Consider the following 12,402-nt stretch of genomic DNA (forward strand, 5'->3'; position numbering starts at 1 on the left):
ACCGCCGCCACCACCAAGAAGCCGAGCAGGGAGAACTTTGTACCGCACCAAGCGCCAAACCCGGTACAAAACTCTCCCAGCGCTCCCGTTCTACAGCGGTTCCGCGAAAAAGTTCGCCCAGCACACCTAAAAACGGCGTTTTTCGCCTCTTTCGCGTCTGCAGGGCGAATTATTTCGCGCACAAGCAAGCAACAAGCCACGCAGGGCGAATTATTTCGCGCACTGGGGATAGAACAGGAAGTGCTGACGAAGGTCGTATGCGCTGATATTTAAGGTCGCCGCCGGAGGGGCCTGGCCAGGATTCGAGACGGGGCCCGGCTGCGGCGGCCGTGGGCGCCGGAGGGGCCTGGCCGGGCTTCAAGATCGATCACACCGAGCCGTCAGGCTCGCGTGTGGCGATCACGCGGGCAGGCCACCGCCCACAGATGCCACCCACGGGCGCATCAAGCAGCCCGGCCCCACAGACACGCGCCACCAGGCACGCGCCACCAGCTACACCCGGAACACCAGCGGCCCACTACCACCACCCACAGACACCGCCCACTACCACCGCCCACAGATGCCACCCACGGGCGCATCAAGCAGCCCGGCCCCACAGACACCGCCCACGGGCGCATCAAGCAGCCCGGCCCCACAGACACGCGCCACCAGACACGCGCCACCAGACACGCGCCCGGAACACCAGCGGGGCCACAACCACAGACACGACAAAGCGGGCCGGAACCTCTCGGTTCCGGCCCGCCCTCGATACTCAGCGACTATCGGCGCCACGCGGCAGGTGGTGCCACGCGACAGGTGAGCACCAGTGCGCCACCGCAGTCAGCTGTCAGTAGTGCACGACCACCGTGTCACCCATGTCGGTCCAGTCGTAGATGAACTTCGCGGCGTCGACGGGCATGTTCACGCAGCCGTGGGAGCCGCCGTAGCCGCTCCAGCCGAAGGAGGAGCGCCAGGGGGCGCCGTGCATAGCGTAGGAGCCGGTGAAGTAGGTGACCCACGGGACGCCTTCGGTCTCGTACTTGGAGCCGTCGGCGTTTTCACCGCGCATGGTCTGCACGTCGTACTTGAGGTAGACGTGGAAGGTGCCGGTGACGGTCGGCGTGTCGGGTGCGCCGGGGACCATGTAGAAGGGGCCGCCGGCGACCTTGCCGCCGATGTAGGCGGTGACGGAGGCGTCGGTGAGGTTGATGTCGACCCACTTTTCGCCTTCGGCGGCCTGGTAGACCAGGTTTTCGGTGCCTTCGGCGACCTGCTTGGTCTCGGAGCCGGGCTCGACGTCGTCGTAGTGGAACAGGCCCTCGTAGGCCTTGCCGTCGGTCATGGCGGCGACGACGTCCTTGGTGATCTGTTCGGTGTTGTTGGTCTTGAGGCCCTTCTTGCCTTCACGGGCGACGGTCAGGACGTTGCCTTGGGAGTCGACGTTGTCGACGCGGTTTTCGGGCTTGACGTCGGTCTTGGCGGCCAGGGCGTTGACCCAGTCGGCGACCTTGACGGTGCTGATCGAGGGTGCATCCAGGCTGCCGTCATCCTTGGTGAGGAATTCGACCCACTGAACCTTGTCGGAGCGCTCGGCGGTGAAGGTGTCGATGCCGTCGGAGATTTCGATGGGCGTGTCGAGGAGGGCGTTGGCCTGCTCGGCGGCGGCCTGCGCGTCCTCGGTGGTGATGGAGGGTTCCATCTGGCGCACGCTGACGTCCTGGGTGACGGAGGTGAGGGTGGCGCCGGCCTGCTTGACGGCGGCGGCCACGTCGTCCGTGGACACGCCGTTGCCGTTTTGCGCGGGGGTGACGGTGAAGGATTCACCGTCTTGCGCGACGACGACCGCAGCGTCCTTCATTTCCGAGGTCAGGGTGGAGTTCGCGGTGGCCGCGAGCTTCTTGATGGATTCCTCACTGACGGTGACGACGGGGTCGACGTTGCGCTGGGAGAACAAGGCGCTGACGAACGCGGGTAGGGACGTGGAGCCCTTCATTGCGGCGTCGGCGGTCTCGTCGGCGTCGACCGTGATGCCCGCTTCGTTGAGCGAGGCCTGCGTGGTCTTGCCTTCGACGGTGAGGGACACGTTGGTGGCGTCGGCGCGCTGGTTCACTGCAGCGACGACCTGGTCTCGGGTCATGCCCGCGACGGAGGTCCCGGCGATGGTGGTGCCGGGCAGGGCGCGTCCGGAGTAGTTGGCGGCGTAGACGACGCCGGCGCATACGACGAGGAGGACGAGGGCGCTCACAACGCCGATCGCCCATCTGGTTTTCAGAGATAGTTTCTTGAGCATCGTTTCTTATCGTATAGCCTCGTGTGCGCTTGTGGGTAAATTCCGTTGAATTTTCAGCTGAGTTATCGACCACACGGAAAGGGGCGAAATCTCGCCTTTTCGACCAACCAATCAACCGACAAACGTGATTATTGCCGCGACTCCCCTTGCCACCTGCAAGAACGCGAGCCTTTATCCTGGTTGTATACGCGTTTGCCGTCGATTTTGGGAGGCTCATCATGGCTGCGCCGCGACTTCTTGTTGTGCCCGGAGGCACCACTATCGGTGCCGTCGCGTTGGCGAACGCGTCGATCCACAAGCTTGTCGAGCTCTACGAGGAGCGTCAGGCCGACCCGAATCATCCGGCACCGCACACGGTTGTCATCCTGCGCGCGCCAGGGGATGTTCCTCCGGCGACGCTGCGCGGCTCGGCGGTGACCCCCGAGGACGCTTTCCCCGCAGAACGCCACCCCGGCCTCGCCGAGGCGATCAACGCGGACGCGAATTTCTTCGACGGTATTGACCTGGTTGTCCCGACGTCGGGGTCGAGCGCGGGCACCCCCCGCCTCGTCGGCCTATCGATCGACGCGCTCATCGCTTCGGCGAAGGCAACCGAGCTGGCTCTGGACGGCCCGGGACGTTGGATCCTGGCCCTGCCTGCGCACCACATTGCGGGCGCGATGATTCTGCTGCGCGCGGCGGTCGCGGAGACGAATCCGCAGATCGTGGATACGTCCGAGGGCTTCGATCCCCGCGCGCTCCTGCCGGCGATTGCGGGCGCGACGCAGGATGGGATGCCGGGCTACCTGTCGCTCGTGCCCACCCAGCTCGCCCAGTGCCTCGAGGCGGGCGAGGAGGTCGTGGGGCCGATGCGTTCCCTGTCGGCGATCCTCGTGGGGGGCGCGGCGACGAACCAGCAGTTGCTCGCCCGCGCGATCGAGGTCGGCCTGAAGGTGCGTCTCACATACGGCATGACGGAGACGGCGGGCGGCTGCGTGTACAACGGCAAGCCCCTGCCGGGCACGTCGGTGCGCGCGGTGGATTGGGACGGTCGCACGCGCCTGGCGATTAACGGCCCCACGCTGATGACCCGCTACCTGGATGCGGAGAGCCCTTTCTTTGACGAGGGCGGCCACCGTTGGCTGCTCACCGGGGACTTGGGCATTATCCGGGCTTCTGGGACGGTAGAGGTGCGTGGTCGCGCGGACGACGTGATCGTTTCGGGTGGCCTGTCGATTGCGCCGGGGCCGGTGCGCCGGGCGGTGCGCTCGTTCGAGGGCGTGGCGGACGCGTGGATCATGGCGACGCCGGACGAGAAGTGGGGGCACGTGGTGACTGCGCTGGTGGTTCCGGAGCAGGTGCCGGCGGATTCGCTGGAGATGGCTGAGCTTGGTTCCGCGGTCCGCGAGCACACGGCGGCTCGTATTGGTCGCGCGCAGGCTCCCCGCCGGGTTGTGGCGGTCGAGGCCCTCCCCTACCTGGGCTTCGACAAGGTCGACCGCGCTGCCGCAGCGCAGGCTGCGGCCGAGGCCTCGGGCACTGAACGGGAGTGGGTGCGCTAACCCGCTGCCCGGGCGAGCGCCCGCTCCAACTACACTGGTGGGCATGGCTTCCGTTTCGAACTGGATTGAAGGCGCTCGCCTGCGCACCCTCCCTGCCGCCGCCGCACCCGTGATCGTGGGGTCGGCGGCCGCGCACTACCTGGGGGGCTTCAGCACGCTGCGCGCGTCCCTGGCGCTCCTGGTGGCGCTGGCGCTGCAGGTGGGGGTCAATTACGCGAATGATTATTCGGATGGCATTCGCGGGACGGACGATAATCGCAAGGGGCCTGCGCGCCTGACGGGCGGGGGCCTCGCCAAACCGAAGACTGTCCTGGCGGCGGCGCTGGGTTCGTTCGCGCTGGCTGGGGTCGCGGGCCTGGCGCTGGTTGCGATTTCTGGTACCTGGTGGCTGATCGCCGCGGGCGTCGCGGCCGTGGTCGCGGCGTGGTTCTATACGGGCGGCAAGCACCCCTACGCCTATATGGGCATCGGTCTGTCGGAGCTCATGGTTTTTGTGTTTTTCGGTCTGCTGGCGTGCGTGGGCACGACGTGGACGCAGGTGCAGTCGGCCCCGTGGTGGCTGTGGATGAGCGCGTCGGCACTGGGCCTGCTGTCGGTGGCCCTGCTGATGGCCAATAATATTCGAGATATTCCGACGGACCGCGAGTCGGGCAAGATGACGGCGGCCGTGCGCCTGGGGGACCGGACGTCGCGCTGGGTGTTTGCGGCGTGCGCGTGGCTTCCGGTCGTGATGATCGTGACCCTCGGTGCGGCGCTTGGCTTGCATCCGCTGGCGACGTGCGCCCTGGGCGTGGGCGCGGGCGCGTGGGCGGTCGGCGTAAGCCTGCCGGTCCTCACTGGTGCCTCGGGTCGCGAGCTCATCACAGTCCTGCGCAACACCGGTTTTTTCACGTTGTCGTGGAGTCTTCTCGCGGCGATCGCCCTCGTGATTGCGTAGGTTTTCATCGACGAGGCCGGGGCTCCACGCACTCACGAGGCCTCGTCGGCCACTGAAAAACGACCACCTGTCAGGTAGGATGACCCACAGAACTACTCACCGTTCACGCGGAGGCCACGATGAGCAATGATTCCTACACGCCGGGCGCGCACGCCCAGATGGGCACGGTTGCCCCGGGTCCGGTGGTGAAGCCGTGAACTGGACAGACATCCAGCAATGGGAATCCGCGCCGCTGCAGACGTACGCAGTGGAGTGTGAAAACAAGCAGCGCCTGCTGCAGGCCGCAGGCGATAGCCTTGCAGATCAACTGGGTAGCCTCGTTGGTTCAAGCCAAACGGTCAAGGCCGCCAAGGTCGCGTTGCACAAGCGCATGATGGCTATCGAGAAAGAGGTTAACTTCCTCATCAGCTCAGCCGAGATCGCCTCAGAGGGCGCTGAGGGCATCAATGAGGTCCGCGCGAACGCTGACGATGCGAAGCAACTGGCCAGCACATGGGGCATGTCTATTGACGCGAGCGGGAACGTGTCGATGGATGCCGCTCAGGTGAAGAAACTCAAAAAGGCCGGGAAGAATATCCTCGATATCAAGTACATGGTCGACACTGCACAGGAGCGTGTCAACACTGCCCTCACGCGGGCACGGGAGCTCGTCGATTCCCTCTCGCAGAAAATGTCTGCATTGGACGCGGGAACCTACGATAACAACGTTCACTACTCTGCTATGAACAAGGTGCGCCCCTCATTGCCCCCCGCTGGTGCCTCAGCTCAGGAAGTTGCGTCCTGGTGGAACTCCCTATCCGACAAGGACAAGCAGTGGATGATCGAGCAGCATCCGGACGTCATCGGCAACCTTGAGGGCGTCGACTACACGTCGCGCAATCAGGCGAACCGGATCATGCTGCCCCGCCTCCAGAAGCAGGCCAAAGAAGAGCTGGACGCGTACATTGCGGAGCACCGCTTTAGTAATAGCCCCCATGTTGTTCTGGAATTGAAACGCCTTACGGACCGCGTCAAGGCTTTGGATCAAATTGACGAGACTCTCAAGCAGGAGTCCGACGGTGTTCCTCGCTACCTGATGCAGCTTGATCCGAGCGGACCGAACATCCTCGCGGCTGTCTCGCAGAATAATCCGGACGACGCCGATCACATCGGGGTTATTGTTCCCGGCATGACCACGAGCGTTGCAGGGAACGGCAAGGACGGTTCCATCCTCGATTACGACGAACATGCCACAGTCATGCGAGAAGCAGCGAAAGACGCAACCAAGCCCGGCGAAACAGTCGCGATGGTCTCGTTCTTCGGATACGATGCGCCTCCGGGCCTCATCGAGGCGTCAAACACCGACATGGCTCAGGCGGGTGCCACGAAGCTCGCCAACTTCCTGACCGGTATCGACGCGGCTCGCGAGCACGGAGCTGGCGACGCGCATATCACCGTCGCCAGCCACTCCTACGGCTCGACCACGGCGGGCATCGCCGCAACTCTGGTAGGAGATGGCGTCATCGACGACCTGGTTCAATTCGGCTCGCCCGGCTCGGGCGTTCAGGACGTGGCCGAGTTCCACGTTCAGCCGGGGCATCTCTACGTCAGTGCTGCCCCATATCTGCATGACGTTGTACAGGGCGTGGGCCCGGATGACTCGTTCGGGAAGAACCCCGACAAGATGGACGGGTACACGCACCTCTCCGGTGATGTCGGTCCCGCTCCGAGCTTCTATACCCCTTGGGATCAACATAGCGGCTACTTCCAGAAGGACACCCAGGCGAACCGAGATATCGCCAGTGTCATCGGAGGCAATCCCCCCTCATGAAAAAACTCCTAATTCCCCTTATTGCACTCGCATCAACCATCGCGTGCGCTGCATGCACGTCGCTTCTTGGAGGAGCCATGACCCCGAGTACTACCCCAGCTAAATCCATCGAGGCCTTCCAGCACGATCTCGAGCCCACCATCATCGCCGCGCGCAACGAGCTCGTCACCGCCGAGAACTTCATTGCCTACGTAAACGGAGACTTCATCGGCAGTTTCGGGTCCGCCCAGGGCCCACTCTATTCTGTCCACACCCGCCTGTATTACTTCAGTGACCTGGACACGGACCACATCCGCGACACCTACAACAAGCACCTCCTCCCCCTCGGATTTGAGCTATCCGAAAAACGCTGGACCTCCAACGGAGTTGATATTGTCCAATTCCTCTGGACCAATGAGGAGTACCACGCCGCCGTAGTGTCAACAACACGGCTCGGCGAGCAAAGCGCGACCCGCTACTACACGGTAGGTAACCCCTCAGACGGATCCAACGGTGATCCCAAGCAGATGATCGACCAGCCTGGACGCACTCCCGACTGGTTCGACCCCAACCTCCCACCCGCAGACCAGAAATGACCACACGCCTCCTGCGCAGGCGAGGAGCGCGACCACTCGCGCTCCTCGCCTGCGCCCTCCTGGCGCTGTGCACGACCGCGTGCGCACCGTTTTTCGGAGGATCCATGAACCCGTTTAGCCCCCAGGTCAAATCCATCGAGGCCTTCCAGCGCGACCTCGAGCCCACCATCATCGCCGCGCGCAACGAGCTCCTCACCGCCGAGAACTTCATGGCATACAAGAACAACTACACCATCTACAGGACCCAGGAGGACGGAAAGCCCGTATATTCTCTCCACTCACGCATGTTCTTCTTCACCGAGCTGGACACGGACCACATCCGCGAGATCTACAGCGAACGCCTCATCCCTCTCGGATTTGAGCTCTCCGAAAAGCGCTGGACCTCCAACGGAGTCGAGATCGTCGACTACCTGTGGATTAACGAGGAATACCACGCCGTCGTATCAGCGACAACGCGACTGGGCGAGCAGACCTCCACGTACTACTACACACAGGGAAACCCCTCGGACGGATCAACTGACGATCCCCAGCAGATGATCGACCAGCCCGGACGCATCCCCGACTGGTTCGACCCCAACCTCCCACCCGCATGACACGGATGACAAAACCTACTCCGACGGTGCGAGGAGCGCGACCACTCGCGTTCCTCGCCTGCGCCCTCCTGGCGCTGTGCACGACCGCGTGCGCACCGTTTTTCGGAGGATCCATGAACCCGTTTAGCCCACAGGTTAAGTCCGTCGAGGCCTTCCAGCGCGACATCGAGCCCACCATCATCGCCGCGCGCAACGAAGTTGTCACCGCCGAGAACTTCATGGCGTACAAGAACAGCTACTCGATCGACACTTATCCCAAAAATGGCAAGACCATCTGCTCGTTCCATTCGCGCATGTTCTTCTTCACCGAGCTGGACACCGACCTCATCCGCGACACCTACAGCGCACGTCTCCTCCCCCTCGGATTCGAGCTATCCGAAAAACGCTGGACATCCGGCGGAGTTGAGATCGTTGACTACATGTGGACTAACGAGGAATACCACGCCGTGGTCTCCGCGACGACACGACTGGGCGAGCAAACCTCCACCTACTACTACACGACAGGCACTCCAACGGACGGGTCCACTGGCAACCCGCCGCAGCTGATCGACCAGCCGGGGCGCATCCCCGACTGGTTCGACCCCAACCTTCCACCCTCAGGACAGGGATGATGCAACGAGCAACCGCACGCCGACGAGCGCGACCACTCGCGCTCCTCGCGCGTATGCGCCGCGGGTGAGAAAGTAGCTCAGCGCCCGCGGCGGTACAGGTATTCGTGCAGCCAGTCGCCAGCAATGCCGGTCGCTGCGGCGACGACGCAGACGAGGGCGACGGCCCGGAATGCGTCCGAGGCGAGCCACGGCGTGAACACGCCGATGCCGATCGCGGCGCTGCCCTGCATGGCGAGGTCGTTCATGGCGACGGCGCGCCCGTTCTGTCCGGGGGCGACGGTCGCAAAAACGGTGTCGTAGATGGGTGTGAACAGGGCACCAAAGCCCGCGTAAATGAAGCACATCGCGGCGGTGATGACCCACGTTCCCATGCTCATGCACAGCACGAGGAGGGCGGTGCCCGTCAGGATGAAGCCGATGCACGCGCGCACGGTGCGGCCGCGTCCGATGCGGGACATGACGGCACCCGACGCCATGGCGGTGGTCAGGGCGACGCAGTAGGCGGGCAGGAGACGCACGGACACCTGGGCAGGCGTGAGCCCGTAGTAGGCGGCACCGATACCGTTCATGAGGGGCGCGACCGTGAAGTTCATGCAGTAGACGATCAGGATGAGGCTGATCGAGCGCGCCCACGGCACGTTCGTGAAGAAGGAGCGCGTGATGAAGGGGGCGCGCGCACGCCCGATGTAGCGCCAGAAGAGGACGCCGCCGAGGACGAGGCCGGCGATGAGCCACCAGTGGGGGTTCGCTGCGGCCAGGGTGAGCAGGAGCGCCAGGGAGGAGAAGATCGCGAGGCCGACGACGTCGACGCGGCCGGCGTGCGCACGCGCGGGCACGCGCCGCCCCATGATGGGCAGGCATGCCAGGCCGGCCAGGGGGATGAGGAGGAGGAGCGCCCAGTTGATGTCGGCGAGGATGCCGCCCGAGAGCATCCCGATCGCGGTGCCGCCCTGGAAGGCCGCGCACATGAGGCCCACGTAGAGGCCTCGTTTCTTCGGGTCGCGGATCGCGGTCGCCAGGATCATGTACGCGGAGGCGGCCGCCTGGTATCCGAGGGTTTGGAGGGCGCGCGCGACGATGACGCCGACCAGGGACGAGGAGAAGGCAAAGCCGAGCAATGACCCGGCCACGATGAGGGCGATTCCCACGTCGACGATGCGTCGCAGCGGGATGAAGTCGCCGAGGGTTCCGTACAGGAAGCAGGCGACTCCGAGGACGATGCCGGGAATCGCGGTGATCAGGCCGGAGGCGTCCCCCGCGCCGATGTCTTGGGCGACGCGCAGGTAGACGAGGTTGAAGCCCTGGAGGGAGACGGTGCCGAGGGCGTAGATGCCGAGGAGCGGGAGGAGGACGCGCGCCGGGCCGTCCGCGTATTCGCCGCCCGTGGCGACGGTGCGCATGTTGAGCGCGGGGGCCGAGGCCGCCCCTCGGATCACCTGTGAGGGGACGGTGGCGACGCGGCAGGTGGAGCCTGCCGCCCGTGATGAGATGAAGAATCGGAGCGTGCGCACGGCGATTAGTTCACCACAAATCAACCGTTTAGCAGTATTGCAGGAAACTAGTGCGCGAATGAAGCTGCGCTTAACTCTCGCTATCGTTCAACGCGCGCACCAACGACTCCACCTACGAGGCACCAAAATACGCGACGACACCACTGTGACGTGGCACAATAGAGAATCCCATCGCAAAGGAGCGCTCATGGCACGCGTCATTGTCGTCGGTTCCATCAACCAGGATGTCACGGTCACGGTCGACCGTTTCCCCTCCCCCGGCGAAACACTCTCTGGCACCTCGCTCACCTACAGCCTCGGCGGCAAAGGCGCGAACCAGGCGGCCGCCGCCGCACACTCGGGGACGACCGTCGTCTTTGTCGGCGCGCTCGGCTCAGACCCCTCGGGCCAGCGCCTGCGCTGCGACCTGGCATCCCACGGCGTGGACGTCACGCACCTGCGCGAGGTCAACGGCCCTTCCGGGACCGCGCTCATCACCGTCGCTTCCTCGGGTGAGAACACGATCATCCTCGACGCCGGAGCGAACGCGACCGTGACCGTCGAGCCCGCCAAGGCCTCGCTGTTCCCCGCCCCCTCCGACATCGTCGTCCTCCAGGCGGAGATCCCCGAGCGCGCCAACGCCGAAGCCCTCGCGTGGGCGCATTCTTTCGGCGCGCGCGTCCTGCTCAACCTCGCCCCCGCGCGCCCGACAGACCCGGCGCTCATGGCGCGCACGGACATCCTCGTTGTCAACGAGACGGAGGCCGGCCTCACGCTCGGTATGCCCGCCCCCGCCAGCCCCATGGAGGCGATCGGCGTCGCGCGGGCGCTGCGAGGCCTCGGCCCCAAGCACGTCATGGTCACCCTGGGCGCGGATGGGGCTGCGTGGGCATCGGGCAGCGAGGCCGGGCACTGCCCCGCCCTCACCCTCGGCGAGGCCGTGGATACCACGGGGGCCGGGGACGCGTGCGTGGGCGCGCTGGCCGCCGCCATGGCCCTCGGCAAGCCCTTCGACGAGGCCGTGGCCGACGGTATCCGGGCTGGCTCGACCGCGGTCCTCGCGCCCGGCGCCGCCCCCTCGTACGCAGCACTCCCCCGCGTGACGCGCGCCTAAACGCCACGCGCAGCGCCCCCGATTGCTCCGGGAGTGAACGCGCCAGCGTGAGCCCTCCCACGCCCCTATGCTAGGGGCATGGCCAGAATCGCCCTCGTCGTCGCAATGCTCGCGCTCACCATCTACGCTGCTGCCGACTGGCACCGCACGCCCGAAGACGAGATGCCCGGCAAAATCGCCAAGCCGATATGGCTCATGATCATCCTGTTCACCGCGACGGTCGCCGCCATCGGCCCCATCGCGTGGCTCGTCCTGCGGTGGGTATCCCGCGCAGAAAAGAAGCAGACACGGTCGCCCGAGGCCCCCAAGCGCCCCTCCGCCCCCGACGACGACCCCGAGTTCCTCTTCCGCCTCGAGCGCGACATCCAGCGCAAGCGCCGCGAGGAAGAACGCCGCGAGCGCGAGCGCCGCAAGCGCTCCGACGACGTCGCATCCGACCCCACCGAGGCCTCGGGCGACGAGGCCCACTAAGGGACACCGTTACCGTCCACCTCAGGCGCTGCTTGTCGCGCGCCTCAGACGCGCCCTACCGCAGCGCGACCCGATACCCCGGACGCTACGGCTACGGTCAGCCCGGACGCTACGGTCAGCGGCGTAGATCCGCCTGCGAATCCCCCGGCGTCATATCCTTCGCAATCGCGACGAGGTCCGCCGCAGGCTCCGCGTAAGACGTCCCCACAAGCGTGGTGCCCGAAAAAATGAAGGACGTGATCGACGCGAGCGCGCAGTGGCGCGACTTCGGAGAATGAGGCAACGGCTGTCCATTCACAAAGCGCGTCAGCGTCACGATCGGATTCTGATGCGACACCACCAAAGCCTCGTGCCCCCGCGCCGCACGCAAAGCCGACGACAGGGCCGCACTCATGCGCGACGCAACATCCCGGTACGGCTCACCCCACGAGGGACGCAGCGGATTGCAGTAGTACTTGTAGTACTTCGGATTCGCCAGCATCGCCCGATTCGAATTCACCGGCATCCCCTCGAACACGTTATCGGACTCAATGAGACGCGGATCCGACTCAATCGTCAGCCCATACGCCGCCGCCGTCGGTGCCGCCGTCAACTGCGCGCGCAGCAGCGGCGAAGAAATCACGCGCGTAATATCCGCACCCGAATCCACCAGGTACTCCGCGGCGCGAGCAGCCATCGCGTGGCCCAGCTCCGTCAGCCCAAAACCAGGCAGACGCCCATACAAAACACCTTTCGGATTGTCCACCTCACCGTGGCGCATAACATGAATAATGGTGCGTTCCATAACACCCAAGTATAGGGGCCCGGATACACGAGAGGCCCGACCAAAAGGCCGGGCCTCCGCTCGCTCACTTCTTGTTGCGACGCTGGTGACGCGTCTTGCGCAGGAGCTTGCGGTGCTTCTTCTTCGCCATGCGCTTGCGGCGCTTCTTGATGACGGAGCCCATGGGGTTCCTCCCTCGTAGTGTGTGCGGCAGAGGTACTACCGCTG

13 protein-coding genes are annotated in these 12,402 nt (G+C 65.0%); 9 read left to right on the forward strand and 4 right to left on the reverse strand.

Features of this window, described 5'->3' with window-relative positions:
• Positions 1-273, forward strand: a 273-nt coding sequence (locus O3656_RS04465) for a hypothetical protein (protein ID WP_500062807.1), incomplete at its 5' end; no start/stop codon positions are given.
• 553 nt (positions 274-826) lie between these two features.
• On the opposite strand, the gene O3656_RS04470 is transcribed toward O3656_RS04465, so the two are convergent.
• A complete protein-coding gene (locus O3656_RS04470; RefSeq protein WP_500062808.1) occupies positions 827-2,269 on the reverse strand; it encodes a L,D-transpeptidase family protein in 1,443 nt (480 codons plus the stop codon).
• Between the two features lie 218 nt (positions 2,270-2,487).
• On the opposite strand from O3656_RS04470, the gene O3656_RS04475 reads away from it, so the two are divergent.
• The 6 genes from O3656_RS04475 (at position 2,488) to O3656_RS04500 (ending at position 8,336) form a co-directional block, all read left to right on the forward strand.
• Positions 2,488-3,810, forward strand: a complete 1,323-nt coding sequence (locus O3656_RS04475) for an AMP-binding protein (RefSeq protein WP_500062809.1) — start codon at positions 2,488-2,490, stop codon at positions 3,808-3,810.
• 43 nt (positions 3,811-3,853) lie between these two features.
• The gene (locus tag O3656_RS04480) at positions 3,854-4,747 is read left to right on the forward strand and encodes a 1,4-dihydroxy-2-naphthoate polyprenyltransferase (protein WP_500062810.1); all 894 of its coding nucleotides are present in this window, start codon (positions 3,854-3,856) and stop codon (positions 4,745-4,747) included.
• 193 nt (positions 4,748-4,940) lie between these two features.
• Positions 4,941-6,557, forward strand: a complete 1,617-nt coding sequence (locus O3656_RS04485; protein WP_500062811.1) for an alpha/beta hydrolase — start codon at positions 4,941-4,943, stop codon at positions 6,555-6,557.
• Positions 6,558-6,634: 77 nt separating this feature from the next.
• Positions 6,635-7,132: a DUF4853 domain-containing protein gene (locus O3656_RS04490; RefSeq protein ID WP_500062812.1), complete on the forward strand. Its 498-nt coding sequence runs from the start codon at positions 6,635-6,637 to the stop codon at positions 7,130-7,132.
• Positions 7,133-7,236: 104 nt separating this feature from the next.
• Positions 7,237-7,725, forward strand: a complete 489-nt coding sequence (locus O3656_RS04495) for a DUF4853 domain-containing protein (protein WP_500062813.1) — start codon at positions 7,237-7,239, stop codon at positions 7,723-7,725.
• Between the two features lie 113 nt (positions 7,726-7,838).
• A complete protein-coding gene (locus tag O3656_RS04500; RefSeq protein WP_500062814.1) occupies positions 7,839-8,336 on the forward strand; it encodes a DUF4853 domain-containing protein in 498 nt (165 codons plus the stop codon).
• Positions 8,337-8,413: 77 nt separating this feature from the next.
• On the opposite strand, the gene O3656_RS04505 is transcribed toward O3656_RS04500, so the two are convergent.
• On the reverse strand, positions 8,414-9,847 hold the full coding sequence (locus O3656_RS04505; protein WP_500062815.1) for an MFS transporter: 1,434 nt from the start codon (positions 9,845-9,847) through the stop codon (positions 8,414-8,416).
• A 187-nt stretch (positions 9,848-10,034) separates the two neighbouring features.
• Between O3656_RS04505 and O3656_RS04510 the strand changes: the two genes are divergently transcribed.
• The gene (locus O3656_RS04510) at positions 10,035-10,940 is read left to right on the forward strand and encodes a ribokinase (RefSeq protein WP_500062816.1); all 906 of its coding nucleotides are present in this window, start codon (positions 10,035-10,037) and stop codon (positions 10,938-10,940) included.
• A gap of 78 nt (positions 10,941-11,018) precedes the next feature.
• Entirely contained in the window at positions 11,019-11,411 is a 393-nt protein-coding gene (locus O3656_RS04515) for a phospholipase (protein WP_500062817.1), read from the forward strand.
• Positions 11,412-11,526: 115 nt separating this feature from the next.
• On the opposite strand, the gene O3656_RS04520 is transcribed toward O3656_RS04515, so the two are convergent.
• Both O3656_RS04520 and O3656_RS04525 read right to left on the reverse strand, forming a co-directional pair.
• The gene (locus tag O3656_RS04520) at positions 11,527-12,195 is read right to left on the reverse strand and encodes a histidine phosphatase family protein (protein WP_500062818.1); all 669 of its coding nucleotides are present in this window, start codon (positions 12,193-12,195) and stop codon (positions 11,527-11,529) included.
• Between the two features lie 64 nt (positions 12,196-12,259).
• The gene (locus O3656_RS04525) at positions 12,260-12,358 is read right to left on the reverse strand and encodes a 30S ribosomal protein bS22 (RefSeq protein WP_003792170.1); all 99 of its coding nucleotides are present in this window, start codon (positions 12,356-12,358) and stop codon (positions 12,260-12,262) included.
• Positions 12,359-12,402: the final 44 nt, after the last annotated feature.

Origin of the sequence: Pauljensenia sp. 27098_8_83 (assembly GCF_041432695.1) — a bacterium.
Classification (GTDB): Bacteria; Actinomycetota; Actinomycetes; order Actinomycetales; family Actinomycetaceae; genus Pauljensenia.

Bases quoted from the DNA above. Each gene is read 5' to 3' on its own strand.
- O3656_RS04470 (WP_500062808.1), bottom strand. From the start codon at position 2,269: ATGCTCAAGAAACTATCTCTGAAAACCAGATGGGCGATCGGCGTTGTG.
- O3656_RS04475 (WP_500062809.1), top strand. From the start codon at position 2,488: ATGGCTGCGCCGCGACTTCTTGTTGTGCCCGGAGGCACCACTATCGGT.
- O3656_RS04480 (WP_500062810.1), top strand. From the start codon at position 3,854: ATGGCTTCCGTTTCGAACTGGATTGAAGGCGCTCGCCTGCGCACCCTC.
- O3656_RS04490 (WP_500062812.1), top strand. From the start codon at position 6,635: ATGACCCCGAGTACTACCCCAGCTAAATCCATCGAGGCCTTCCAGCAC.
- O3656_RS04495 (WP_500062813.1), top strand. From the start codon at position 7,237: ATGAACCCGTTTAGCCCCCAGGTCAAATCCATCGAGGCCTTCCAGCGC.
- O3656_RS04500 (WP_500062814.1), top strand. From the start codon at position 7,839: ATGAACCCGTTTAGCCCACAGGTTAAGTCCGTCGAGGCCTTCCAGCGC.
- O3656_RS04510 (WP_500062816.1), top strand. From the start codon at position 10,035: ATGGCACGCGTCATTGTCGTCGGTTCCATCAACCAGGATGTCACGGTC.
- O3656_RS04515 (WP_500062817.1), top strand. From the start codon at position 11,019: ATGGCCAGAATCGCCCTCGTCGTCGCAATGCTCGCGCTCACCATCTAC.
- O3656_RS04520 (WP_500062818.1), bottom strand. From the start codon at position 12,195: ATGGAACGCACCATTATTCATGTTATGCGCCACGGTGAGGTGGACAAT.
- O3656_RS04525 (WP_003792170.1), bottom strand. From the start codon at position 12,358: ATGGGCTCCGTCATCAAGAAGCGCCGCAAGCGCATGGCGAAGAAGAAG.